Here is a 25,389-nt window from a genome sequence, read left to right on the forward strand (position 1 = left end):
AAACCATTCCGTATGATAGGAAAATGTTTAATAATATAGATGTAAGCGTTATACAGAATAAAAAATAGGAGGTACAAGGAATGAAGCAACACAAAAGTTTTTCTATTTTACTTTCAATAATTTTGGTAATGGTAATATTTATAGCGGGATGTTCATCTAATTCATCAACTACAGATAATGAATCATCTAATGAAAATGATACATCAAATTCGGAGGAAGAACAAGTAACAATTAATCTTGGTTTTTACTCAGGGGGGGAATCTGATGAGAAAATGCAAGAGTTAATTGATGGTTTTATGGAAAAGCACCCAGAAATTAAGGTTACTACACAGAGTGCTCCATATGGACAGTTTTTCCAAAAACTTGACACGCAAATTGCTGCGGGGGAAGCACCAGATATTTGGCTGTCAGATGGTGTATTAGTAATGAAATACGCAGAAAGAGGAGCAGTTAAGGATTTAACCGAATGGGTTAATCGAGATTTGAATAAAGAAGAGTATTACGGATTGGAATTTAATGAGGACACAAACGGAAAATACTGGGGTGTACCACAAGGTATTCAAATCGGGGCCCTTTATTACAACAAAGATCTCTTTGATCAAGCAGGTGTAGATTATCCTAATGAGGATTGGACGTGGGAAGATTTAAAAGAAGTAGCTGCGAAATTAACTATAGACGCTTCTGATAAGAAACCAGGTGATGAAGGATTTAATAGTGATAATATCAAACAATTCGGTTTAACTTTCTTCAGTATTACTGAAGGTTGGTTCCCAGTTCTAAAATCATATGGCGGGGGAATCTTAAATGACTCTTTGAATAAGTCTATTATTAATTCAGATGAAAACAAACAAGCATTAGAGTGGATGGTAGACGGAATGAGTCGTGGTATTATAACTGACCCTGCTGATTTAAAGAGTTTCCAGAGTTCGATGGCGGTATTTCCAAGTGGTTCAGCTGCAATGAGAATTGGGATTTATGCTCGTGTGTTAGCCGCGAACGAAGCAGGATTAAACTATGATGTCACAGTACTGCCAAAAGGCCCGGATGGGGAGAGATTTTCACCAGTAATAGCAAACTCTTGGGTGATTAATGATAGTACGAGTGACAAGAAAGCAAAGGCTGCCTGGGAATGGATAAAGTACTGGGCGACTGAAGATGAGGTACAAAAAGAATGGGCTGCTCTTGGGGAAGCTGTACCAGTTAAAAAATCGGTTGCAAATTCTGAAGTATTCTTAAATGCATCTGACAAACCTGAAAATAGAGAAGCATTCTTAGAAAGTTTTGATTTTGCAGGAACACTTGATACCAATGCAGTCTGGAGTGAATGGGTAGCAAAATTTAATGAGCATGCTCAACGTGCTTTTCTTAAAGAATCGACAATCGATGAGGCTCTGGAGAATGCAGATAAAGATATTCAGGAAATCGTAGATGAATTCTATAAAGAATAATATATATGAAAGGGATTGGTAAGATGGAAAGTCAACGTGTAACTCAGACATCTACAATCCTAACAACAAAAAAACGTAGACTATTAACACATGAGGGGAGATGGGGGCTTCTGTTGGTCTCCCCTTATTTAATTCATTTCATTGTATTTGTTGTTGGGCCATTAATTGCTTCGTTATATTTCAGTTTTTCTCAATATGATATGTTGAATCCTCCTAACTGGGCAGGATTAGAAAATTATGAAAAATTATTTAATGAACCTTTATTTTATAAATCCCTTTGGAATACTCTTTATTTTGCCATTTTATTCGTTCCAACACAGGCTTTCTTAGCTTTATTGTTAGCGGTTGCCCTCAACCAGAAACTGAAAGCATTAAAGCTATATCGTATGGCACATTTTATTCCGGTTATTTCATCATGGACTGTTGTCATGTATGTTGTAGACGCTATTTTCAATCCTCGTTTTGGAATGGCGAACAATTTTTTAATTAAACTTGGTCTTGAGCCGCAACGGTGGTTAAATGATGAACAACTCGTAATACCCCTATTAGTCTTAGTGGCGGTCTGGAAAGGGGTTGGATATATGATGGTTATATATTTGGCAGGATTACAAAATGTTCCAAATGAATTGTATGAAGCTGCTGAAATTGATGGCGCTGGTACGATTAAGAAATTCAAGTCGATCACACTCCCATTAATTTCACCAACTACTTTTTTAGTTATTGTTCTAAGTACTATTACAACTTTCCAAGCCTTTGAGCAGATCTATGTCATGACAGGTGGAGCCGCTGATATAACTGAAGCGGGTGGACCGAATGATGCTAGTTTAGTACTTATGCTCTATTTATACCGCGAAGGTTTTTCTTTCCTGCATATGGGCTACGCTTCGGCTATTGCTTGGATTTTGTTCATCATTTTATTTCTTTTAACGCTTCTTCAATTATGGGGACAAAAGAAATGGGTTCATTATAATTAAACATTTTTACTAAGAGAAAGGAGTTTATGTGTATGAAGGTAGAGCGTAATTTTTTTTCAGCAAAGGCAATTGGATACCTCATTATTACAGTTAGTGCCTTAATCATGGTCATGCCATTCGTTACTGCTTTATTTAACTCTCTTAAAACTTATGCTGAGTTTACAGCAGTTCCACCTAGGTGGATTCCAGAATTGTTTCAATGGTCTAATTATGCTGAAGTGTTTAAATTAGGTAACTTTTTAGACTATACCGCGAATAGTTTTCTCGTTACGTTCTTGTCTGTATTAGGGGCGCTGCTTTCATGTTCGATGGTAGGGTTTGCGTTTGCTCGATTAAAATTCCCTTTGAAAAACATTTTATTTGTCATGGTTCTAGGAACAATGATGATACCGCCAGTCGTTATCATTATCCCTCATTTCATGATATTTAAACAAATGAACTTACTGGATACATTAACACCTCTTTGGCTTCTGGAATGCTTAGCACAACCATTTGGGATTTTCCTAATGAGACAAGCGTTTATGAGTATTCCAAAAGAATACGAAGAGTCTGCAAAATTAGACGGTTGTAATCCCTTTCAAACTTACTGGAGAATTTTCATGCCAATGGTAAGACCTAGTTTAGCAACAGTAGCTATATTTACCTTTATGACTAAATGGAATGAAATTCTAGCTCCTTCCATTTATTTAACATCGAATGAGAAATTCACATTGCCAATTGGAATTTTATCATTAAGTGGGCAGTGGTTTGGAAATGAACAATATATGGTGGCTGCAGCTTTAATGAGTTTGATTCCGATTTTAATTGTGTTCTTGTTTGCAGAACGCTATTTTGTAAGTAATTTTACAAATTCTGGTATAAAATAATAAGGAAAATAAACCTATTTTATGGAGGGAATCACGAAAGAAGTAATAATAGAAATAAAGTATTTGTAAGTAAAGATGACAAGGAAACAGTAGTACAAATGTAAGATGAAGAAGCATTTTGATCCAATTAATGTTTTATAAGCTTCATCTGTTTTACATCATTTTGAAAAGGAGATCTTCATATGAAATATGCAGCTTTCAGTGGGGTGTTTATAGAATACAGTATTCAGCAGGCGATGGTTTTTTCGAAGGAATTGGGCTTTGATGGGATTGAAATTGCTTGTAGAGAACCCCATTTATCTCCCTTTACTTCACTTCAAAGAGTAAAGGAAATCAAAGAAATAGCTGATCAATTAGATCTGAAAATCCCTGTTCTTGGAGGGTATATGGGCCATTTTTCAACTTCTGGTGATAAGGAATGTGAAAAAGCATTACAAGAATTTAAGCAAATTATAGAATGGGCAAATATTCTGGATGTGGGTATGATTCGTGTATTTCCGGGAGGACCTAATGCTTTTTTAGCTGAGAATTATCATTATGAAAAAGCAGCTTATTGGCTAAAGAAGTGTGTGGAAGAAGCAAAGGTTCACGGCATCAAAGTTCTACTTGAGATACATAATCTTAGTTTAATAGAAACAATTGAAAGCAGTAAAAAATTATTGAAGATGGTTGATGAGCCTGGGCATATTGGGCTGATTCACGATGCAGGAAACATGTATATCACAGACACATGCTATACAAGAGAGTCCATTCTTGATTTAAGGAACCAATTATTTCATGTTCATGTAAAGGATGAAAAGAGGATTGAAGAAGCAGGTGCACCAGGGACCTTCACGAATTTAACCAAAAATGGGACGGAACATTTTCTTCAATGTCTACTAGAAGAAGGGAAGGTCGAACATCAGCCTGTATTTGATTCTTTAAGTGAAATTGGTTATGACAAGTGGGTTACTTTAGAATGTGCTGCACCCTATCCGCCGAAAGAAAGACTGCTAAAAGACCTGATAAAAGTGAAAGAGTTGATCAATAGAAGTACTCACCCTTAATTAGGAAAAGAAAGGAAGGGATAACGTGAAGTTTTCGATAATTGGATGCCAGCATCCACATATTAGTATATTTATTGAAGAAATGCTGGAATTAGGTCATGAGTGCCTGGGTCTTTATGAGACGGAAAATGTATCACTAGCAAATTCAATAGCCAAGAAATATCAATTACAAATTGTCAATGATATGGAGTTTTTATTAGTGGATGAGGTTGAACTAGTAGGCTGTGCCAGCGTTAATAACGAAAAGATAAATGTAATCGAAAAATGTGAGCAGTATGGTAAGCACGTCATGATCGATAAGCCTGCTGTTACAAATCGTAGAGATTTAGCGAGATTAAAGGAAGTGATGGATAAAGGAAAGATTCAGGTTGGAATGCTTCTTACAGAGAGGTTTAGACCAGCCCTTTATACATTGAAGAAGCAAATTGATAAAGGAGAACTTGGTGAAATTATTAGTATTTCAATGAGAAAACCTCATCAATTAAATTCTTCTAAGCGCCCACGTTGGCATTTTTCAAAAGAGCAATCAGGTGGGATTATTATTGATTTATTTATCCATGATATTGATTTACTTCGATGGTTAACAAGAAGTGAAATACAATCCGTTTCTAGTTATATGACAAAAAATATTTGTCCAGAATACCCATCCTTTTATGATACAGCAGGACTTCAAATAGTCATGGAGGGTGGCATTATTTCGCAATTATATGCAGACTGGCATACTCCAGATAAAAGCTGGACATGGGGGGACTGTCGTATCTTTGTAGTAGGAACCAAAGGAGTATCGGAGGTCCGTCTAGAAGGAGATCCTTTTATATCGAAAGAAGAAATACTCCTTCAAGTGAGTGATGAAGATGAATTAGCAAAAATAAACATGATTGCTGCTCCTGTGACAATTACAGCGGATTTTCTTAATCGAATTCTTTGGGCAAACAGTATATTGGGGCATCAAGATATACTTACTGCCACAGAAGCTACCATCATTGCGGATGAACAGGCAGAAAGAATTGAACATAAATCTTTATATGATCATTAAAGAGGTTTATTGATAGGAAAATAGAAAGGATGATACAAAATGTCAAAAACTAGATTTGCCATATTAGGCTGCGGTATTATAGCAGAAGTTCATGCACAAGGGATTACTAAAATAGAGGAAGCAGAATTAGTTGCAGTATATGATATAAATCTAGATGAGAGAGAAAAATTTGCTGAAAAGTACGGGGCGGTTCCGTGTAGCAATCTTGAACAAATGTTAGAGATGGAAAGTGTTGACGTAGTGAGCATTTGTACACCAAGCGGTTTACATGCTAAGCAAACACTACAAATTGCTAAGGCGAAAAAACATGTGCTAGTAGAAAAACCTATGGCTATTAAACTAGAGGACATTAATCCTATGATTCAAGCTTGTGAAGAGAATCAAGTATTGCTTTCTACTGTATTTCCACGACGAATGTCTCCTCAAGCTCGTTTTGCCAGAGAATTAATTCAGAACGGTAAATTAGGAAAATTAAGTCTCTGTTCAGCTTATGTCAAGCTGTATCGAAATCAAGAATATTACGACAGTGCAGGTTGGAGAGGAACATGGGAAGTAGATGGCGGAGGAGCCATGATGAATCAGGGGATCCATACTGTGGATATGCTTCAATGGTTAGTGGGCCCAGTTTCTTCACTTTACGGAAAAACGAAAGCAGTTTTACGTGATATTGAAGTGGAAGATACAGCTGCTACTCTAATGCAGTTTGAAAATGGTGCAATGGGAATTCTGGAAATTACGACAACAGCATATGAAGGTAAAGGCCAACGATTAGCCATTCATGGTGAAAAGGGAACGATTGAAATAGAAGAAGATACAATTACTAAGTTGGAAATTGAAGGAGAAGAAGTAGAGCTGCCGGACTTTGAAAGTTTTAATGTAATACCAGATGGACATCGCCTGCAAATCAAAGATATGGCTTTAGCTGTGCAAGAAAACCGTACTCCTTATGTTCCTGGTAAAGAGGGAAGGCATTCCCTGGAAATTATTCTTGGAACCTATGAATCTAGTCGCCTATTAAGAGAAATCGATTTATCAGGAAAAAGTCTAAAATATTTTGATGAAGCCGTGGAGGTGAAAAGAAGATGAGACCAATTAAATTTGAAAAAGTTGATCAGCTAAATTTACACATTTTCAATAATCGTGATGAATTGGGGAAATCTGCTGCAAAAGACGTGGCAGCAAAGATCATTGAACTATTATCACAAAAAGAGACAGTCCGAATGATTTTTGCAGCTGCCCCATCTCAAATCGAATTTTTACAAGCGCTTGTATCTGAAGAAGAGATTGAATGGGAAAGTGTCACTGCATTTCATATGGATGAATATATAGGTCTTGAAAAGGACGCTTCTCAAAAATTTAGTGTATTTTTAAAAGAGCATATATTTGGAAAATTGAATTTTGGACAAATTCATTACATTGATAGTATGAATGACCCTCGAGAAGAATGTCAAAGGTATGTAGATCTCATTCGATCTGAACCTATCGATATTATCTGTCTGGGGATAGGAGAAAATGGCCACATCGCATTTAATGATCCTCCGGTAGCAGATTTCCATGATTTAGAAATAATGAAGGTGGTAGAGCTGGATGATGTTTGCAGACAACAACAAGTAAATGATGGTTGTTTTAATCATGTAGATGATGTACCTTCATATGCACTAACATTAACGATTCCGACAATGATGTCTGGGAAATTCCTTTATTGTATAGTTCCTGGTCAATCCAAAAAAAACGCAGTGAAAAACACGCTAACTGGAGACATCTCGACAAAATGCCCAGCATCTATTTTAAGAGAACATGCAAATTGTAATATGTATGTGGATCGTGATTCATATGACATCTAAAAAAGTATTTCAAGGTATTCACTATAAGACAAAGAAACCAATACAAGTGACAGTGTATGCAGATAAGATCGAGCGAATAGAAGAGTTGAATAATGGTAGGAATGATTCTCTACCCATTATTACTCCAGGGTTAGTAGACCTTCAAATTAATGGTTTTAAAGGAAGAGATTTTAATGCAACTTCCTTATCCAAAGAAATGATTAAAGATGTGACCAGAGCCCTTTTTGAAGAAGGTGTAACAACCTACTATCCCACAGTTATTACAAATGGGGATAAAGAAATCGAAAAGGCTGTGTATGAAATTTCCCAAGCTTGTAAAGAAGATGAGATGGTTTCGAAAACTATTGCCGGTATACATTTGGAAGGCCCATTTATTTCTTCAGAAGATGGACCGCGGGGTGCCCATGGACAAGAGTATGTTAAAGCACCGGATTGGAAACTCTTTCAGAGATGGCAAGAGGCAGCCCAAGGGAAAATTAAGTTATTAACGCTCTCTCCTGAATGGCCGAACTCCCCGGAGTTTATTCTTAAATGTATAAAAAATGGGGTTCAGATTTCAATTGGACATACTGCTGCCACCGTAGAACAAATACAAGAAGCAGTAGAAGCAGGTGCTACCATGTCTACTCATTTAGGAAATGGAGCACATCTTATGTTACCGCGTCACCCTAATTACATTTGGGAACAGTTAGCCCAGGATGATCTATGGACGTGTTGTATAGGTGATGGTTTTCATTTGCCGGATTCTGTTTTAAAAATAATCTTTAAATTAAAAAGAGAGAAGGCTGTATTAGTTAGTGATGCAGTGTATTTAAGTGGATTAGAGCCTGGAGAGTATACCACTCACATCGGTGGTGAGGTTATCCTTACTAAAGAAGGAAAACTCCATTTATCGCATAATCCAGATTTGCTTGCTGGTTCAGCTCAAATGTTAAAAGATGGGATTAGGCATATAGTGAATGCTGGAATATGTTCATTTGCAGAAGCATGGGAAGCAGCTTCTCTCCATCCTTCTCGCTTAATGAATATGTCTGTAAAGCGAGGATTGGAAGAAAATGCACCAGCAGACTTGGTACTATTGCAACAAGGTACAAACTTTAAAATTAGTGAAACGATAAAAAGTGGTCAAATAGTTTTTAAAGAAGGAAAATACAATTGATATAGAAAAAAACAAAAGGCTATTTATTTATAGTATTTTAGTTTAGCTTTCAAAAGTCCTGTTTGTACCCTTCCGATGATCTGGAGTGACATGTATTTTAGGAGATATGGCGAAAGTGAAAAAAAGATTCGAATATTGTACAGGGGTCCAGATGAATACATTCCTGTTGGTGAGAGAAATGGATCTCCTATCCGGGAATACAGCTTAAACCTGACAATCCTTCAATGATCTAACTATAGCAGGATTCGCTTACAGGTTGAGGGAGTTCGGCTCATTAATTTTATGTGCAGCTGAAAGGAAATTACAGAAAGGGAAGAGGTTTCTATTTTCGACGTTCCTTGCCAAAACGCATTCTGTTTTGGGCCTTAAAAGTGAGAACCAAGTTATATAATTCCAAGGATATAGAAAAAATGCAAAAACTCGTTCACCAAGTTCCGGAACTAAAACAAAGAATTGAAAGCCCGAAAACCCTTCACTATGCACAATCGATGGATATCAATAAGCCATTTGGAAGGGAAGAAATGGACGTTAGATATGGCGGCTTGTTAGCCAGAATTGACACTGCACGTCACAGACTAGCCGAATAACTGAAAGGGGGGATTACGTCGATAATAGAAGAGGAGAGTGTGTATTTCGTCGCTTGCAAAAGGAACACACTCAGAAGGAAATGATTTAGATAAGGGGATAAGATTCACATTGTGATGTCTGAACATTTAAAAAATAGGAGGAGGCGCTGATGATTAAAGGGAAAAATAAAAAAGTACAATGGGTTGCTGTGCTATTGACGTTAGTATTGTTGGTTTCTACAATTCCAATATCTGTATCTGCCGAAACGACTGCCGGGAAGGATAAAGCGATGTGGGCATGGTTCCCTAATCAAGATATCAAAACAGAAGATGGGCGGAAGGAAATGGTCGCATTTGCCAAAGAAAAGGGTGTTAATGTGATTTATCTGAATATTGGAGAAAGGGATAGTGATCCTTATTTAGAAATGCATCCAGAACAATACCGGGATTTCATCAGATTGGCTCATGCTAATGATATAAAAGTTTACGCTTTAGACGGGGCAGCTGAATGGGCAAAGCAAGAAAACTATAAAATTCCGATAAGCCGTATGCTCAACGTATTTATGTATAATCATAATTCAAGCGTGGAGGAGCAGTTCGACGGTATTCAATTCGACATCGAACCGTATTTGTTGGACGAATGGGATACTGATGGACGTAGTCAACTGATCCAGGAATATTTAAATGGATTAAAGGTTTTGAGCGACAAGGCTGACGCTTATGGCAAAAGCCATGACTTTGAGTTCATGGTAGCAATGCCGTTTTGGTTTGACGGGGAAGAATATGAAACCACATATCGTAGTAAATCAAAGCCCTTATCTGACCACGTGATGGATATTGTCAGCAATGTGGCGCTCATGGCCTATCGCGACTTTGCGGAAGGCCGTGATTCCATCACATATCATACTGAACATGAAGTCGAATATGCAAATGAAATTGGAGCGAAAGCCGTAATCGGAGTAGAAACACAATATCTTGAACCTTACGAAAAAGTGTCCTTCTTTGAAGAAGGAGAAGCTTACATGAATAAACAATTACAAATCGTAGATCAAATCTACTTCGGCCAATTAGGATACGGCGGCCAGGCGGTTCATAAGTATCAAAGTTATCAGACGATGAAGCCATGAAAATCTTATTAGCAGTGGGAAATCAAATGAAGATAAGACTACTCGTGTGCATAGTCTTTCTCACCTTTACGGGGGGTTGCAGTGTTTCGGCGGAGACCTAATCGAGCCTTGATAAAGGTAGGTGGGTTTGGGAAACTGATCCTTTAATTGACACAGCTTCCGGTCGACAAGACCTCATAGATTTTGTTTTGATAATTATTTTGCGTGAACAAAAAATAAAGGATCATCCATATTAGTCCAGAACTAACATGGATGATCCTTTTATATCTATTAAATAAACGCGCCCTATTACGGAAGATCAACCAGTATATATTAGTTAACCCCACTATAAAACCCTTACTCTCATTCTTGTTTTGCTTTGCGAATTACAAGTCATAATCCAATTTTTAGAACCTTCACCCAAGAAATTATCAATATGGAAAATGAGCGCTGCCTTTATTAAAGGAAAGCGCACTTTTTCAGAAAATTTAAGAATCACCCTTTATATATTAGCATAGTCCAAACCAACCCTTATCTATTCCACTACTATCTTGTTAAAAGCCTTGATTTTGTTTATATGAAAACACTTAATTCCTAATCGTTTGATATGTATGAAGAACCGCTCCTGTATCAAACACCCTCGTATTAACAAGATTTAGCTTAATTGCATCAGATATGTTTTTAAAAAGTGGGAGTCCGCCCCCCAATATAACAGGGTGAATTATTAGTCTGTATTCATCAATGAGTCCAAGCCTTGAAAGAGATTGTGCAAACCTTGCGCCTCCGTGAGCCAAAATATAATTACCCGATTGTTGTTTTAATTGAGATATCTCCTCAGTAATATCCCTATTTGCCAAACGTGAATACTGCCAATGAACTTCCTTTATAGTATCAGAGAAAACTACTTTTGGTTTTTCGTTCATCGGAGGTGCATAGTCTTCTGTTGAGGATGGCCAATGCTTAGCCATGTCCTGATAAGTCATTCTTCCCATAATGTGAACATCGGCTTCCCAAAGCATATCAGTGATGCAAGCTTTTAAATCACTATTAACGTTGTCATAAATCCAGTCTACCTTTCCACCTTTTGCATTGACAAATCCATCAAGAGAAACGTCCATTTTTAATATTACATTTTTCATCTCTTATTCCTCCTTTCCTACAATTTAGCACATCAACGAATATTGTATTTCTTCTCGATTGCTAAAAATGAATTTATACAATTTACTCCACTATAGGGCCCGTTTGTGGAAGACTCTACTGGGCAACTATGATAGTAATGATTTTATCAATATCTGAATTTCATCATCTTAGGTTATTCATTTTTATTGGCCCAGGTATTATGTTGGCTTTTCGCACCATAATGAAGTGGAAGTTTGCGAAACAAAACAAAACATATCTCTTAAGTGCGATAACTTGCGGATTATTTATTATCGGATCAATTGTGTATGGCTCAAAACATTACAATACAATAATTTAAAAGCGTAACAAGAGTTAAACATGGCTAAGTCAACCTTAAATGTGTAAAAACTATTTTACGCATTGCAATTACAAAACCTTATTATATCAAACTGTAAAAATTCTGAAATATTGAATTTTGTTGCTGATGAAGGTATGATTCTAGTTATTGGGAGTATGAACTTGGTTAACATTAAAGGAGAGTAAATTATGGATTATGAAGTTATTATAATAGGTGCGGGCTCAATGGGGATGGCTGCAGGCTATTATTTAGCAAGACAAGGGAAAAGTGTATTATTAATTGATTCCTATAATCCTCCGCATGTAGAGGGATCTCATCATGGGGAAACAAGAATAATACGACATGCATATGGTGAAGGCGAAAGCTATGTTGAAATGGCATTACGTGCACAAGAGCTATGGCATGAACTTCAAGAGCAATCAGACGAGAAGATTTTTATCCCAACAGGAGTTGTTAATGTTGGAAAACCAGACTCAACATTTATTCAAAACGTGATTAGTAGTGCGAAAAACTATTCCTTGAATATAGAGCAATTAACAGCAGATGAAATTAATCAACGTTGGACTGGCTTTCAAGTGCCAGAAGGATATATAGGCTGTTATGAAGTAGATTCAGGCGTATTAATGAGTGAGAATGGCATTAGAGCTTTCCGCAAACAAGCAGAAGCACATGGTGCAGTGCTTAAGGTCAATGCGCCCGTGACATCCATCTCTATTTTTGAAAATAGTGTAAAAGTGGGAATAGCTGAGGAAAGCTTTACGGCAGAGTCTTTAATCATGACGCCCGGTGCAGGTACAAGAAGGCTTCTTCCATTAATAAATCTGGAGCTACCACTACAAGAGGAGCGAAATACATTCTCTTGGTTTGATACAGACGAAAGTATCTACAATTCTACTAGTTTTCCGGCCTTTTCATTTGAATTACCAACGGAAACTTATTACGGTTTTCCAAGCATTGATCAAGCAGGTGTCAAAATAGGGCGACACGATGGCGGGATTCCTAGAGATATGAGCCAACCGCTAGAAGAATTTGGGGCATATGAACAAGATGAACGAGATGTAAGTAGGTATGCCGAACGTTGTATGCCAAGCGTTGGTCCACATAAGGTGGGTAAGGCATGTACGTATACGATGACGCCAGATGAGGACTTTATCATTGATAAGCACCCTGATCATGACCATGTTGTCATTGCTTGCGGATTTTCTGGACATGGATTTAAATTCAGTAGTGTGATCGGAGAGATTCTGAGCCAATTGGTGACGGAAAATCGTGAAACAGAATTAGATATTAGTCCATTTTCTATCAAGCGATTCTTAAATTAACAGATTTTTATAATTTATAGTTTGAAAAATTTGTCTAATATTGTTGACAACTTCCTTACGAAACGATATGATGTGAAAAATATTAACTAAATATTGTGCTTATCAAGAGTGATTGAGGGACAAGGCCCAATGACAATCCGGCAACCTTCTTTAAAGAAAGGTGCTACATCCTACAGAAGATTTTTCTGAAAGATAAGGTTTTTATAAAATCAAGAGCCTCTTTCAATAGGAACAGGCTCTTTTTTTAATGACAGTACTTAACTGCAACGTTTGAGAAAACAAAGGAGTAGAGAGTTATGTTGGTACTTGAAGGAATTCGGAAGATTTACGGTGAGGGGGGAGACAACCCTGTTGAAGCTTTAAAGGATATAAACCTCGAGGTGAAAAAAGGAGAAATATTCGGTGTTGTCGGCTACAGCGGGGCAGGTAAGAGCTCGTTGATCCGTTGTGTGAATTTATTAGAAAAGCCTACCTCGGGAAAAGTGAAAGTGAACGGAATTGACTTAACGAAGTTATCTCCTAAAGAGTTAAGGACAGAACGTAAGAAAATAGGGATGATTTTTCAACAGTTTAATCTCTTACATTCGAAAACGGCGTTTGGAAATGTTGCGATGCCACTTATTTTAGAAGGTTATGCAAAAGATGAGATTGAGAAAAAAGTAACGAAGCTTCTCTCTTTTGTAGGTCTAACAGATAAAGCAGATCACTATCCTGAGCAACTTTCTGGTGGACAGAAGCAAAGAATTGGTATTGCTAGAGCGCTAGCAACAGATCCACACGTATTATTGTGTGATGAGGCCACTTCCGCACTTGATCCAGATACAACCAATAACGTGTTGGAACTGTTAAAGCAGGTTCGTGATGAGTTAGGTATTACTATTCTATTAATCACACACGAGATGAACGTGATTAGAGATATTTGTGATCGAGTAGCGGTACTAGATGGTGGAGTAATGGTGGAACAGGATTCTACTATAAGCTTGTTTACAGAACCGAAAACAGCAATTGCTAGAAGCTTTGTTCGAACCGTACTAAATGATGCGTTACCTGAAGCGACATTAAGAAAAGTATTAGAAAGAGGCGTTTCTAATTCTGTATACAGGCTTCTGTATAAAGGAGAATCTGCTAATGATCCATTACTTTCTGATGTCGCTAAGAAGTTCTCGATAGATATTAATGTGATCTATGGAACAATTACAGAACTTCAAGGACAGCCTTTTGGTAATATTATTGTTGAAATAAACGGGGAACCAAGTGAAATTGCTAAAGTCGTTGACTATATCAAACAGAGACAGGTGACGATTAAGGAGGTAGTGCCAGATGGAGTTTAATTGGTCTTGGTTTTGGCCAGAATTATTAGGATCTCTAAATGAAACATTGTACATGATTATTGTCGCTTTTATAATTTCGATTTTAATCGGGATCCCACTCGGAATCATTTTGGTTATCACAAGGGAACAGGGCATTTTAGAAAATAAAATTGTATTTAAAATATTGAATATTATTGTAAATGTACTTAGGTCCATTCCATTTATTATCTTAATAGTTGCCATCATACCAATCACACGATTCATTATCGGAACATCAATCGGAACAACTGCTGCTATTGTGCCGTTAGTGTTTTATACAGCACCGTATATTGGAAGATTAGTGGAAAATTCATTGCTAGAAGTTGGTTCAGGGACGATTGAACTAGCGCAAGCGATGGGAGCAACTCCTTGGCAAATAATCTGGCGTTTTCTGTTGCCAGAGGCCCTAGGGTCGTTAATTCTGTCATTAACAATTGCGATTATTGGTTTAATTGGTGCGACAGCTATGGCTGGGGCTGTAGGTGGAGGCGGTATAGGTGATTTAGCCATCTCCTATGGTTACAACCAATTCCAAACAGAAGTGATGGTTATTACCGTTATTATCCTTGTGATTATGGTTCAGTTTATTCAATCGCTAGGTAACTATTTATCAAAGAAAATAAGAAGATCATAATGTGTTAGGAGAAGGTCAACCTACAATAAAAAAACAGCATGAAGGAGATAGATGAGATGAAGAAAACTTTATTTGCATTTGCAGCACTATTACTATTTATTATCACAGGTTGTGGATCTGATAGTGAGACCGTTAAAGTTGGAACAACAACAGCAGAAACACCAACATGGGAGCTAGTGAAAGAATTAGCGGCAGAAGAAGGTATTGAAATTGAAATCATTCAATTTAGCGATTATGTGCAACCAAACGTTGCTTTAGACAATGATGAGATAGATTTAAATGCGTTCCAAACCATCAGCTACTTTAATTCATTTATAGAAGAACGCAATTTAAACTTATCCGCCATTGGTACAACATCAATTTGGCCGATGGGTATTTACTCTGAAGAAGTAGAAGAGTTAAGTGATATAGAAGATGGTGCACAAATTATCGTTCCGAAAGAACCAACGAACTTAGGAAGAGCATTAATGCTTATGCAAAAAGCGGAATTAATTACACTAACAGAAGACTTTGAAGGTGCTGGTGGTTTAGAAGCTATTGCAGAAAATCCAAAGAACTTGGACATTGTCCCAGTAACAGCCGGTCAAACGGCTCGTGGCTTACAAGATGCAACTGCAGCACTTATCAACTCAGATGTCGCCATTGCAGCTGGTTTAAATCCAACGAGTGATCCAGTATTCCGTGAAGACGATCAAAACGTACCTTATATTAATATTATTGCAGCACACACAGATCGTAAGGATGAAGAAGCATTTCAAAAGATTGTGGAAATCTATCATTCTGATGAAGTGACAAGCTTTATCGAAGAAGAGTACGATGGAGCAGCTGTACCAGTTATCCGACCAATTGAAGAAGTGATAGGAGAATAATAAAAAGGAGCCCAGTGGTGTAGTGTACCTAAAAAGTTAGAGTGAAAATCTAACTTTTTGGGCCACCTCATCGGGTTCCTTTTTTATTTGCAAAAGAGACAAGTTGCTGGAGCTGGTCTTATGTAGGGTAAGAGACTGCTTCTTCCTCTGTTTGGGTATGAAGATCACTTCATATCGATCCTAAATGGTTTAACCGTTAATCCAGCTCTACTAGACAAGTTAACTTCTCCCCCCTTACTGAAAAATTTTATGATAAATTATTAAAGGAAAGATAATATGTTTGGACCAATTGAGAGTGATATACGTTATATAAATATGGCCCTAGCAAAATTCGATCAAATAGAGTATGGTAATATTTTTGTAAGTCGAGGCATGGGGAATAACGTTAGCTGGAGACGTCTGATAAGATTGAGGAAGAATCTTTCTATACAGAATAGTCGAGAAAAAGGAATTAAAGGCCGTCCCTCATTGACAACCCCTTCTACGGGGGATATGTTAAAGAAAAAAGCAACTAAGAAAGCTGCTTTTAGATACCTATCTTTGAAGGTTAGGATTTTCTTTTTTTGCTTCTTTTACTTTAGGTTTTCGATATCCACCAGCAATATCTGCTTTTTTAAATTCTTTTGCATAAATGACTTCCTGAGCGGCTGATGGTTCGTTCCCATTTCCTCCTATAGGTTGATACTGTGTTTTTTTGGACATAGTGCTCATCCTTTCTATTGGAATTGGGTTATATAAATATGTACCCTTTATATCCAAGTGATAAACATGGGCTTTACTAAGTTTAATATGCTAACAATACAACAGAGCTGGTACTACGTCCTAGATTGTTAGAATTAATAGATATGGGATTAAACAGAAAAATATCCCTCCTATCTTTACCTGCTGGTTTTGGTAAAAACAACGCCAGAAAGCATGCAATCCGCTTATCACTACCAAAATAGACTAAGCGGTTTTAGCCCTAAGGAATATAGAGCTAAAATCGCTTAAATTATTTCTAATGTTTCCACTGTCTACTTGATAGGGTCAGTTCATTATTGGAGCGTTACACTCATTTAAATTACTGGGGACTTGTCCCAGCCTCTTCTGAACTCTAGTCAAGTGTTTTTTAGTTAATTTTTCTCTACTCCTGGCTCGTCCATAGTTTAATATTATCGAAATAAACGGTCCCTATTTGATAGCTTGTTGTATATGCATAAATACGTACATATGCAGCATTTTCAGGAGCTACACCTTGCGTCATAACTTCCTCCCATTGTCCAAGCATGCTTTCAAAATGATTGGCATAATTAGCGACTTGGTTCCCATCATTATCATAAAAGCGTAATAGAAAGCTTGCTGAACCTGTTTCAGTGAAGGCTTGGGTTGTTGCTGTATATTCAACACCAGGTTCAACATCTATTTTATCACTGTATAGTGCAACAGATGCAGTTCTTACAGTATCTTCAATTTTCAAACTGTTGTTACCACTGAAATTGCGTTCATCTGTAACTTCGTAGTAATGCTCTTCATCTACTTGAAATGCAGATGTCCATCCGGGGATAGTCTCATCTGTCAAAGGTTCCTCAAAGTCGGGGTTTATTAACGCTTCGAAATTCCGTGGTGGTTGCTCTTCTCCAGATAATAAGGTTTCTATAAGATTTTCGACTTTAGTATTCAATATATTCTTTGCGTCATTTGAAATGAATTCAGATATAGATTCTTTGTTCAGGTATTTAATTAAGTCATTTAGATGTTTAACCGCCTGGTTTATTTTATCCTGTTTTAAATGATGTTTCGCTTGTTTTAACTTATTAGTCAGTTCAGCATAGACGGGTTGCTTGATATCTTCTGATGCGTGATAACGGTCAATAATTTCCTGTACAAGATTTACACTGGTTACTTCTACCTTGTAAAGAAATGTTCGATTAGACGGAAGAGAATAGTATATGTTTCCGTCAACTCCTATAGTAAAAGATTTAGCCTCCGTGATCTTTTGACTGACTAGGGTTTCAGGATCGATGGCAGTTAGATTATTATCAAACTTTGCATATAGTATACCGTTTGACCATTCTAGATCAATCGTTTGCCAGTCACTGTAATTAAGAGCCCCATCAGGATAAATCTTTTTGCTTTTTACAACGTCTAACGTGTCGGGATCCAAGGCAAAAATAATGTTATTTGCAGCACCCCATAATAAACCATCTTTATTAAAGGTTAAGTCGCCAATCGTTTGAGGATTGTCTATACCTTCGATTGATAACGATATTTCTTCTGTTTTCTGTTCATTTTCTACATCCCACTTAAAAATTTTGGCTTGTTCAGCAACTGGATCTATTCCCAAACCGCCGTTAACAGTCGTGGAACCATAAATAATACCATCTTTATAGACTATGCTAGCAATGCTTTGATTTTCTACTATATTTCGATAAACAGTTGGGTTGGTTTGTTCCCCAGTTTGGTCATATATGGTCAGAGCTCCACCTAACTTGCCATAATCGGGAATACTACCGATAAACGTCTTTCCATCTCCGCTGGTTATATCACTGATTCTATCTTGATCTTCTCCAACTTTGAACAATTGTTTAGGATTATTTTCACCTGGTTCTTCTTTTGTATCATATTCAAAAATTCTTGCCCCAGGATAAACACCAAATAGCATTTTATCTCCAACATAATTGATGCTATCCCCCTGTCCTAAATTAAAAGAGACAGTCGAATTGTCAATTGGATTATAGATAGCTCCCTCTGTTGCTTGTGTACCACTAATATATATATTTCCATCTGGACCGCTCTTTATTTTATTCATAATTGCTGGCGTGCCTGGTACTAAAGAAGGGCGCTCGATAACCTGATTAGTTTCTATATTAAATATTGTTACACTTCCACTCCAGTTAATGGTAACGAGACTTTTACCAGGTAGATCGGGGTCGCTTAATTCTACCCAATCAGCTCCTCGCAGGCCACTGTTATATCTCATACCTGTGTCACTTATCTCCAGTGTGTTTAAATCGATTGACATGAACTTATCATCTTGTGTCATGTAATACACTAATCCATTATATGACTGTTCTTCAACATGCAAACCTCTTACGTTTGGAACGATAACATCAAGCCACTCTTGAGTTTGTGTATCATAAATGTAGCCATTGTTGGTGTTTTTATACCTGATAAACAAATAGCGATTATCCACTCTATCCATGTCGTATACGGTGCCTGTCTCATCTAAAGATGCAGCAATATCTGATTTCTCTCCAGTTGCAACATTATATTTAATTATTTTGTCCTTAGCAGTTCCGGCATAAATATTTCCCTCAATATAAGCGATTGATCGAATATATTGTTTTGAAGACTCATTGATCATTTTTCCATAATCTGTAACTTCCTCGTTTTCTGTATTAAATTTGTAAACGTTTCCTCCAGGGTAGGTTCCTACATATACATTTCCTTCAGCATCCGATGTTATCGAATAAGGGAAAGTTTGACCTGGGAAGGTAGCAATAACCTTTGCATCTTTTGTTTCAGGGGAATACTTCCAAAGTTTTGCACCTCCGCCAATAGTAGCTATATACAAGTCACCATCGACTGTTACTTCATGTGCCCATGTACTTTCGGCACCATCAAGAGTAATTGTCCTTAGCAATTCATCATTATCCAAATCAATTACATTTAGTTCGGCAGGTATGCCTTTAGCTGTAGTGTACATGACGTTATGACCATCTTCTTTTCCCACGGCCCCATCGAAGATACTAACCGTTCCTGTAAGCGGTGCCAATAATTGTTCAGGTTCCCCGTAAGTAGTGTTAGCAAGTTCTGTTGCATCCTGCTCCGGTTCTGCTAGTGTAAGGGAGGGAAATCCTGCTAAAACAAGTACTAATAAGCTCGCTATTAAATAGTACCATTTGCTTGAAATCGGCTGATCTTTCATTTAATATCTCTCCTCATTATTATGATATTATGAATGTATAATCCCTTTTACTTCACATGTGAAACTCTACTGCTTTAGAAATTAAGACTTGGAGATTCAGTAAGTTCTTTAATCGATTGTTAATAATTAAACCTTAACTTTATTCACCTCCGATTATTGGATTTTACTACTTCGGTTGTTGATTCTTCTTGGTTAGCGCTTTCAATTTTGTTTCTAATAATATTTTTAGCTAAGTAACGGCTTAAAACAAGTCTTTTAAGAGTCCTTATGTTGATTGGGAAAAATGTACTACATAAAATATTGAAAAAGATCCAACCTATGAGGTTGAATCTTTCCTGCGCTCAATTCTCCTAAAAGCTTTAAAACTAGTCCAGGTTATCACAACTGCTATTACACTACCGCTAAATAACGGAATCATTCCTGGAAGAAGTGTGATTGCAAAATATATTAATATAATCGATACAGCAATTAATAGTGTTTCAATTGGGGAGGTTATGGCAATTAAAAAAGATTGTTTGATATATTGAAAGAATCTTAGATCAAAATGCACGAATACTGGAAAGAAAAATAACAAGGTAACAGCGTAGGAAACTAGAATGAAAATAAACACAGGAAGTAAATAAACCAACTTACCATCGTTTAGCTGAAGAAAAGTAAAGTCGTAATACAGGATGTAACCGATAAGAATAAATAATAAACCGAAGCCATTGGCCTTTATAAACTCCGTACGGAAAACTATCCAAAATACAGGGAAGATTTTAACATTATTCTCCTTGCGTATCCACTTGCGGACAATCGTAAACATGGCCACTGTAGCCGGAAACAGTCCGAAAATCACTAGTCCTACTATGGTAAATAATATCCAGAGTATATTTATGTAAGCCAATTTAATCATCCAAATAGCAGCGGTATTAAACTTTACCCACCCACCGAATGTCATATAATTCCCCCTTTATTTAAGCTAGAAGCATATTATTGTTTTCCACAAACTTACTATTTTTTTCATTCATTATATGGGTGTCCCAAAATCGTGTCAACAAGATTAAAATGCTCAATTGTCTCACTCCGTAAAAATTCATTTTATTAAAGACACTTTAGAGACTTGTCTCTACATGAAAAAGAACATAGAATAAAATAGCAAGGCAATGATATTCTAAAAAATTTGTAAAGTGTTTGCTGCTGAAAAAATCTATTTCCGCATAAATGATAGCGCTTTCTGATTATACAATAAATTACATCTCGAATAATTATGCGGGGATTCTAAGGTGGTGTCTGTCCATTTAAAACAGTGTCTCGTATCTCATGAAACAAATTAATGAAAAAGAGAGGGGTTTAATTAATATGAAGAAGAAAATTAGCATTCTTGTATTATTTATTATCTTGGGAGCTGTATTAGTAGCCTGTAATTCGGATGAAGATACTTCTGCAACTGAAGAAGAAATATCTGGGGAAATAACGGTTTGGGTTCATCCATACACATCAGATTCAAATGCAGAAGAAGCTATGTGGGAGGAAATCGTAGCATCTTATGAAGAAGAATTCGATGCAACAGTAACTATTGAAACAATTCCTTGGTCTAATAGGGACCAGAAAATACTTACTGCTCTAGCGGCTAATAATGGCCCGGACGTATTTTACGCTATCCCGGATCAAATGCCCCAATATGCAGATGAGGGAATGTTATTAGAGCTTGATCCCTATTTGGAAGACAATGAAATGGATGACTTTGTTGATAGTGCACTTGTTTCAACAAAGTGGCAGGATAAAACGTATGGCTTACCAATTTTGCAGGAAGCATATACCTTTTTTTACAATGTTGATGTAGTTAAAGCGATTGGTAAGGATCCTGAAAATTTACCAACAACGTGGAGTGAATTTGAAGAGTGGGCAAAAGCAGCAAAAGAAGAAGGATACTATGCATATAGCTATCAAGGCGGAGGATCCATGAATGGAACATTATATCCTTTCATTTGGCAAGCAGGTGGAAAAGTTATAACAGAAGATGATGAAGTAATGATAAATAATGTGGAAAGTGTAAAAGCTTTTGAGTTCGTCAATAACATGTATGAAAAAAATTGGATTCCTGAAGATTCAATTACTGCTATGAATCATGACGCAATTTGGAATGCGGGAGAGATGTTAGCTGTACTGGGTTCAGGCATCTCATTAACGAATTTACAGGAAAGTGGTTTGGATTTCGTGATTGCACCACCTCTTAAAAATAAGGAGCAAAAAACATACGGTACCACAGGGATGTTCGTTGTTCCAACAAATAGTGACAATCCTAATGCAGCAGCAGAATTTGTAAAGACAGTTACCAATGCAGAAAATCAAAGGAAATTTAATACAATCACTCAATATATCCCTACTAGGGAATCTGCAAAAAATATTTTTGATGATCAGCAGTATTTAAAACAACTATCAGAATACACACAATATGCTTTACCTGGAGTGATTCATCCAAAGGGGCGTAACATAATGCCGATGATCCAAGCTGAAGTGCAAACGATGATGGAAGGAGAAAAAACTCCACAAGAGGCTGCAGATGCAGCAGCAGAAGCTATAGAGGCTGAAATTGCCAAATAATATGGTATAGATAGAACAGGGAGTTTGGCTGATGCTTCTAGTAATGGATATTTTCAGATTTTATTGTTATTAAATAAAGAAGCCATGCAACGTCTTGTCCACTGCAATTGATGAACCATTGTCCTTACTAAAAGAATTTTAGTCAAATTCTCTGTTAATAACTTACAATTGAAATAAGGTGATTACACTGAATAATGTAGATAAGATCAACGAAGAAATGGAATACCATTATAAAAAGAATCTCTCTTTAAAAGACCGGTTGAAGAGAAATAAAGATAGTTATTCTAATTTCAATAAGCCAAAGCAGCCATTTAAAGAAAGAGTGAAAAAGCAATGGGATCGAAATGCGATTGTATATATTTTTCTTGTACCTACATTAATTCATTTCTTGATTTTTCAAGTATTCCCATTTGCGTTCAGCTTTGTTCTGACATTTATGGATTGGAAAGTAATTGGTGATCCAGAATTTGTGGGATTTAAACATTGGATAGCGTTTATAAATGATAAATTAGCTTGGAGAGCAATTTGGAATACCATACTATTTTCCATTTATTATATCGTACCTACTATGGCACTTGGATTGATCTTAGCTTTAATCATTAACTCAGGGGTGAAAGCGGCAGGGTTGTTTAAAGGAATCTTTTTCTTACCAGTAGTTACATCCTTTGTAATTATAGCTGGTATCTGGGGATGGTTATTCCGAGGTACAGAATCAGGCATGGTGAACTATCTGTTAAGTTTCCTTGGAATAGATACTCAATTATTTTTAGCAGACTCTGGTCAGGCTCTAATGGTGTTGGCAGGATTAAGTATCTTTAAGGTTGCCGGAAGTACAATGATCTATTATTTTGCAGGGCTGCAATCAGTTGATAGACAACTGTATGAAGCAGCACGGATAGATGGAGCAACTCCTTTACGGATATTTTGGACAATAACCTTTCCGTTGCTAAAGCCGATCCATTTTTACGTGGCCATTATTACAACTATAGGTTCCTTCCAGATTTTCGATTCCACATTTTTACTTACAGGTGGAGGACCAAATTACTCAACAACGACAATTGTATTCTACTTATACCAACAAGGGTTTGCTGGTCTTAACTTAAGCTATGGTGCTGTTTTATCCTATGTATTGTTCTTTATAATTTTGGTTATTTCACTAATCCAAAGAAAGTATTTGGGACAAGAGACGAATTATTATTAATCAGCAGGTCTTACAGGAAGGGAGATTAGAGAATTGAAAAAAACGATCACATATACAGCACTGTTCCTATTAGCCTTTTGTTTTCTCCTGCCGTTTATTATTATGGCTCTGGGATCATTTAAAGAGATGAAATATGCTTTGCTGGATCCGCTTTTTTGGATACCTGAAGATCCTACATTTAGTAACTACATCTATCTGTTTAATGACGGAATTTTTCTGAGGTGGATTTTTAATTCCTTGGTTATTACCATCATTCCTGTCTTCAGTCAGATGTTCTTTTGTGCAGTATTGGGATATATTTTTGCCAAGAAAAAATTTCTGGGCAGGGAAGTAATCTTTTGGGTGTTTATGGGCGTAATAATGATTCCGCAACAGCTGCTAATTATTCCAAAATATATTATGTTTGCAGATTTCGGTTGGATCAATACGTACTGGGCTTTAATTGTACCCGAACTTTGGGGGATTATGGGTGTGTTTTTGGTACGGCAATTCCTGCAAAATATCCCGAATGACCTGGAAGAGGCGGCACGCATAGATGGTGCTAATGATATTACAGTTTTCTTCAAGGTTATTTTGCCACTATCGATACCAGTAGTTGCAACAGTAGGAACATTCTCGTTTATCTCAAACTGGAATGACTTATTCCAGCCTTTGATTTATATGACGAAGGAAGAGATGTTTCCTGTGACAGTTGGTTTAGCCTCGCTGCTCGGGAAAGAAGGTGATTTTGGGATAGAAATGGCCGGATCGACACTTTCATTTGTTCCTACCTTTATAATATTCCTGTTCTTTCAGCGTTATTTTACTGAGGGAATTCAGATGTCGGGCTTAAAGTAGTAAAAGATATTATTGCTAATCTGGAAGGAGGGGAAAAATGTCAGGCAATTTGAAGGTAGGCATTATCGGATTAGATACTTCACATGCTGTAGTTTTTACAAAATTACTTAATGACCCTTCAGAAAAACATCATGTCCCTGGAGGGAAAGTTGTAATAGCTTTTCCTGGAGGTTCACCTGATTTTGATCTAAGTATTTCACGCGTGGAGGGTTTTACAAACGAGCTTAGAAGTATATTTAATGTCAAAATTACTGAATCTATTGAACAAGTAGCGGAAAAAAGTGATGCAATTTTATTAGAGTCAGTAGATGGAAGAGTTCATTTAGAACAGTTGCGAAGAGTAATTTCTTATAGGAAACCAATTTTTATTGATAAACCTTTTAGCCTAAAGACGGAAACGGCCGCTGAGATGGTAAAACTAGCTTCAGTTTATCAAACTCCAGTTATGAGTACGTCTGCTCTTCGTTATGCGGACAATTTAATTGAGATACTATCAAAGTCTGACAAAGGAGAAATAATAGGTGCTGATTGTTTCGGTCCGATGGAAATGCAGGTGAAACAGCCGGGCTTTTTTTGGTATGGCATTCATTCGGTTGAAATGCTGTTCGTAATTTTAGGTAAGGACTTCGAGTATGTAACCACCATAACGAACGATGACCATGATGTAATTATAGGGCAGCGACACGATGGGCTACTGGGAACTATCCGGGGGAATCGCAAAGGTAACAATCAATTTGGAGCATTAATTCATTTTGAACAGGGGACGGAATATGTCGATGTAACTGCTGCAGAAAAGCCTTATTATGCTAGTTTACTAGCCCAAATAATGGATTTCTTTCAGGATGGAGTACCTAGAGTTTCGTTAGCCGAAACCAGAGAGGTTATTCGGTTTATTGAAGCGGCAAACGAAAGCAGAATTACTGGAAAACAGGTTTTAATATAATAGTAGGTAATAAATGGTATAATCGTTAGGACTTTAAGCGTGTGCCTAGTTGCTACACTCTAGGGGATCAACATCCAAGGAGTTGAATGGCCTGTTATTTGGCGAATGATCCCTCTAAGGTAGGCTAAGTACGAACATCACGAAGTATTACTTCCTAGTGGGTTAGGCGTCGGATACGAAGTTGAGCCAGCTATGGTTGAAAGACTATCAGTTTAGCAG

General features: G+C 37.0%; 23 protein-coding genes and 1 riboswitch. Of the genes, 19 read left to right on the top strand and 4 right to left on the bottom strand.

Translation table 11 applies throughout. The features are described from left to right. The first annotated feature begins 80 nt into the window (after positions 1 to 80). The 10 genes from GI584_RS05160 (at position 81) to GI584_RS05205 (ending at position 10,066) form a co-directional block, all read left to right on the top strand. Entirely contained in the window at positions 81 to 1,448 is a 1,368-nt protein-coding gene (locus GI584_RS05160) for an ABC transporter substrate-binding protein (protein ID WP_153790475.1), read from the top strand. A 23-nt stretch (positions 1,449 to 1,471) separates the two neighbouring features. Further along, complete coding sequence (locus tag GI584_RS05165) at positions 1,472 to 2,422, top strand: carbohydrate ABC transporter permease (RefSeq protein WP_153790476.1); 951 nt, start codon at positions 1,472 to 1,474, stop codon at positions 2,420 to 2,422. Between the two features lie 32 nt (positions 2,423 to 2,454). Further along, positions 2,455 to 3,288, top strand: a complete 834-nt coding sequence (locus tag GI584_RS05170) for a carbohydrate ABC transporter permease (protein WP_153790477.1) — start codon at positions 2,455 to 2,457, stop codon at positions 3,286 to 3,288. Between the two features lie 182 nt (positions 3,289 to 3,470). Continuing rightward, positions 3,471 to 4,334 (top strand): sugar phosphate isomerase/epimerase family protein, encoded by an 864-nt coding sequence (locus GI584_RS05175; protein WP_153790478.1) that lies wholly within the window; start codon positions 3,471 to 3,473, stop codon positions 4,332 to 4,334. A 25-nt stretch (positions 4,335 to 4,359) separates the two neighbouring features. Further along, the gene (locus tag GI584_RS05180; RefSeq protein ID WP_228552341.1) at positions 4,360 to 5,370 is read left to right on the top strand and encodes a Gfo/Idh/MocA family protein; all 1,011 of its coding nucleotides are present in this window, start codon (positions 4,360 to 4,362) and stop codon (positions 5,368 to 5,370) included. Positions 5,371 to 5,409: 39 nt separating this feature from the next. After that, positions 5,410 to 6,456, top strand: a complete 1,047-nt coding sequence (locus GI584_RS05185; RefSeq protein ID WP_153790479.1) for a Gfo/Idh/MocA family protein — start codon at positions 5,410 to 5,412, stop codon at positions 6,454 to 6,456. Then, the gene (locus GI584_RS05190; protein ID WP_153790480.1) at positions 6,453 to 7,214 is read left to right on the top strand and encodes a glucosamine-6-phosphate deaminase; all 762 of its coding nucleotides are present in this window, start codon (positions 6,453 to 6,455) and stop codon (positions 7,212 to 7,214) included. Before GI584_RS05185 ends, GI584_RS05190 begins: the two co-directional genes overlap by 4 nt. Continuing rightward, positions 7,204 to 8,373 (top strand): N-acetylglucosamine-6-phosphate deacetylase, encoded by a 1,170-nt coding sequence (nagA, locus tag GI584_RS05195; protein WP_153790481.1) that lies wholly within the window; start codon positions 7,204 to 7,206, stop codon positions 8,371 to 8,373. Before GI584_RS05190 ends, nagA begins: the two co-directional genes overlap by 11 nt. Before the next feature lie 371 nt (positions 8,374 to 8,744). Then, positions 8,745 to 8,960 (top strand): hypothetical protein, encoded by a 216-nt coding sequence (locus GI584_RS05200; protein ID WP_228552342.1) that lies wholly within the window; start codon positions 8,745 to 8,747, stop codon positions 8,958 to 8,960. 149 nt (positions 8,961 to 9,109) lie between these two features. Continuing rightward, positions 9,110 to 10,066 carry a hypothetical protein gene (locus tag GI584_RS05205; RefSeq protein WP_153790483.1) on the top strand — a complete coding sequence of 319 codons (957 nt, stop codon included), beginning with the start codon at positions 9,110 to 9,112 and terminating at the stop codon, positions 10,064 to 10,066. A 566-nt stretch (positions 10,067 to 10,632) separates the two neighbouring features. Here GI584_RS05205 and GI584_RS05210 read toward each other — a convergent pair. Then, a complete protein-coding gene (locus GI584_RS05210; protein WP_153790484.1) occupies positions 10,633 to 11,184 on the bottom strand; it encodes a dihydrofolate reductase family protein in 552 nt (183 codons plus the stop codon). Between the two features lie 137 nt (positions 11,185 to 11,321). On the opposite strand from GI584_RS05210, the gene GI584_RS05215 reads away from it, so the two are divergent. The 5 genes from GI584_RS05215 to GI584_RS05235 all read left to right on the top strand — a co-directional run bounded on the left by GI584_RS05215 (position 11,322) and on the right by GI584_RS05235 (position 15,696). Next, entirely contained in the window at positions 11,322 to 11,522 is a 201-nt protein-coding gene (locus GI584_RS05215; RefSeq protein ID WP_228552403.1) for a DUF4181 domain-containing protein, read from the top strand. A 188-nt stretch (positions 11,523 to 11,710) separates the two neighbouring features. After that, complete coding sequence (solA, locus tag GI584_RS05220) at positions 11,711 to 12,844, top strand: N-methyl-L-tryptophan oxidase (RefSeq protein ID WP_153790486.1); 1,134 nt, start codon at positions 11,711 to 11,713, stop codon at positions 12,842 to 12,844. A 96-nt stretch (positions 12,845 to 12,940) separates the two neighbouring features. Next, a riboswitch (SAM riboswitch) is annotated at positions 12,941 to 13,043 on the top strand. A gap of 97 nt (positions 13,044 to 13,140) precedes the next feature. Then, positions 13,141 to 14,175 (top strand): methionine ABC transporter ATP-binding protein, encoded by a 1,035-nt coding sequence (locus GI584_RS05225; RefSeq protein ID WP_100361703.1) that lies wholly within the window; start codon positions 13,141 to 13,143, stop codon positions 14,173 to 14,175. Then, entirely contained in the window at positions 14,165 to 14,827 is a 663-nt protein-coding gene (locus tag GI584_RS05230; RefSeq protein ID WP_100361702.1) for a methionine ABC transporter permease, read from the top strand. Before GI584_RS05225 ends, GI584_RS05230 begins: the two co-directional genes overlap by 11 nt. Positions 14,828 to 14,883: 56 nt before the next feature. Further along, the gene (locus GI584_RS05235; RefSeq protein ID WP_153790487.1) at positions 14,884 to 15,696 is read left to right on the top strand and encodes a MetQ/NlpA family ABC transporter substrate-binding protein; all 813 of its coding nucleotides are present in this window, start codon (positions 14,884 to 14,886) and stop codon (positions 15,694 to 15,696) included. A 534-nt stretch (positions 15,697 to 16,230) separates the two neighbouring features. Here the strand turns inward: GI584_RS05235 and GI584_RS05240 are convergent. From GI584_RS05240 to GI584_RS05250, 3 genes are all read right to left on the bottom strand, one after another. Further along, complete coding sequence (locus tag GI584_RS05240; protein ID WP_100361700.1) at positions 16,231 to 16,398, bottom strand: YfhE family protein; 168 nt, start codon at positions 16,396 to 16,398, stop codon at positions 16,231 to 16,233. A gap of 421 nt (positions 16,399 to 16,819) precedes the next feature. Further along, the gene (locus GI584_RS05245; protein ID WP_153790488.1) at positions 16,820 to 19,603 is read right to left on the bottom strand and encodes an FIMAH domain-containing protein; all 2,784 of its coding nucleotides are present in this window, start codon (positions 19,601 to 19,603) and stop codon (positions 16,820 to 16,822) included. Between the two features lie 316 nt (positions 19,604 to 19,919). Then, positions 19,920 to 20,543, bottom strand: a complete 624-nt coding sequence (locus GI584_RS05250) for a YesL family protein (protein ID WP_153790489.1) — start codon at positions 20,541 to 20,543, stop codon at positions 19,920 to 19,922. A gap of 401 nt (positions 20,544 to 20,944) precedes the next feature. Between GI584_RS05250 and GI584_RS05255 the strand changes: the two genes are divergently transcribed. The 4 genes from GI584_RS05255 to GI584_RS05270 all read left to right on the top strand — a co-directional run bounded on the left by GI584_RS05255 (position 20,945) and on the right by GI584_RS05270 (position 25,170). Next, complete coding sequence (locus GI584_RS05255; RefSeq protein ID WP_153792917.1) at positions 20,945 to 22,189, top strand: sugar ABC transporter substrate-binding protein; 1,245 nt, start codon at positions 20,945 to 20,947, stop codon at positions 22,187 to 22,189. 178 nt (positions 22,190 to 22,367) lie between these two features. After that, entirely contained in the window at positions 22,368 to 23,390 is a 1,023-nt protein-coding gene (locus GI584_RS05260) for a carbohydrate ABC transporter permease (RefSeq protein WP_228552343.1), read from the top strand. 33 nt (positions 23,391 to 23,423) lie between these two features. Beyond that, entirely contained in the window at positions 23,424 to 24,227 is an 804-nt protein-coding gene (locus tag GI584_RS05265) for a carbohydrate ABC transporter permease (RefSeq protein WP_100361696.1), read from the top strand. A gap of 37 nt (positions 24,228 to 24,264) precedes the next feature. Beyond that, positions 24,265 to 25,170, top strand: coding sequence for a Gfo/Idh/MocA family protein (locus GI584_RS05270; RefSeq protein ID WP_153790491.1), 906 nt, complete (start codon positions 24,265 to 24,267; stop codon positions 25,168 to 25,170). Positions 25,171 to 25,389: the final 219 nt, after the last annotated feature.

It is taken from the genome of Gracilibacillus salitolerans (genome assembly GCF_009650095.1).
GTDB classification, from domain to species: Bacteria; Bacillota; Bacilli; order Bacillales; family Amphibacillaceae; genus Gracilibacillus; species Gracilibacillus salitolerans.

Excerpts from the sequence above, each read along its gene's own strand:
- GI584_RS05165 (WP_153790476.1), top strand. The coding sequence starts at position 1,472 with ATGGAAAGTCAACGTGTAACTCAGACATCTACAATCCTAACAACAAAA.
- GI584_RS05240 (WP_100361700.1), bottom strand. The coding sequence starts at position 16,398 with ATGTCCAAAAAAACACAGTATCAACCTATAGGAGGAAATGGGAACGAA.
- GI584_RS05230 (WP_100361702.1), top strand. The coding sequence starts at position 14,165 with ATGGAGTTTAATTGGTCTTGGTTTTGGCCAGAATTATTAGGATCTCTA.
- GI584_RS05250 (WP_153790489.1), bottom strand. The coding sequence starts at position 20,543 with ATGACATTCGGTGGGTGGGTAAAGTTTAATACCGCTGCTATTTGGATG.
- nagA (WP_153790481.1), top strand. The coding sequence starts at position 7,204 with ATGACATCTAAAAAAGTATTTCAAGGTATTCACTATAAGACAAAGAAA.
- GI584_RS05170 (WP_153790477.1), top strand. The coding sequence starts at position 2,455 with ATGAAGGTAGAGCGTAATTTTTTTTCAGCAAAGGCAATTGGATACCTC.
- GI584_RS05185 (WP_153790479.1), top strand. The coding sequence starts at position 5,410 with ATGTCAAAAACTAGATTTGCCATATTAGGCTGCGGTATTATAGCAGAA.
- GI584_RS05175 (WP_153790478.1), top strand. The coding sequence starts at position 3,471 with ATGAAATATGCAGCTTTCAGTGGGGTGTTTATAGAATACAGTATTCAG.
- GI584_RS05225 (WP_100361703.1), top strand. The coding sequence starts at position 13,141 with ATGTTGGTACTTGAAGGAATTCGGAAGATTTACGGTGAGGGGGGAGAC.
- solA (WP_153790486.1), top strand. The coding sequence starts at position 11,711 with ATGGATTATGAAGTTATTATAATAGGTGCGGGCTCAATGGGGATGGCT.
- GI584_RS05245 (WP_153790488.1), bottom strand. The coding sequence starts at position 19,603 with ATGAAAGATCAGCCGATTTCAAGCAAATGGTACTATTTAATAGCGAGC.
- GI584_RS05205 (WP_153790483.1), top strand. The coding sequence starts at position 9,110 with ATGATTAAAGGGAAAAATAAAAAAGTACAATGGGTTGCTGTGCTATTG.
- GI584_RS05255 (WP_153792917.1), top strand. The coding sequence starts at position 20,945 with ATGAAGAAGAAAATTAGCATTCTTGTATTATTTATTATCTTGGGAGCT.
- GI584_RS05235 (WP_153790487.1), top strand. The coding sequence starts at position 14,884 with ATGAAGAAAACTTTATTTGCATTTGCAGCACTATTACTATTTATTATC.
- GI584_RS05215 (WP_228552403.1), top strand. The coding sequence starts at position 11,322 with ATGATTTTATCAATATCTGAATTTCATCATCTTAGGTTATTCATTTTT.
- GI584_RS05210 (WP_153790484.1), bottom strand. The coding sequence starts at position 11,184 with ATGAAAAATGTAATATTAAAAATGGACGTTTCTCTTGATGGATTTGTC.
- GI584_RS05190 (WP_153790480.1), top strand. The coding sequence starts at position 6,453 with ATGAGACCAATTAAATTTGAAAAAGTTGATCAGCTAAATTTACACATT.
- GI584_RS05270 (WP_153790491.1), top strand. The coding sequence starts at position 24,265 with ATGTCAGGCAATTTGAAGGTAGGCATTATCGGATTAGATACTTCACAT.
- GI584_RS05160 (WP_153790475.1), top strand. The coding sequence starts at position 81 with ATGAAGCAACACAAAAGTTTTTCTATTTTACTTTCAATAATTTTGGTA.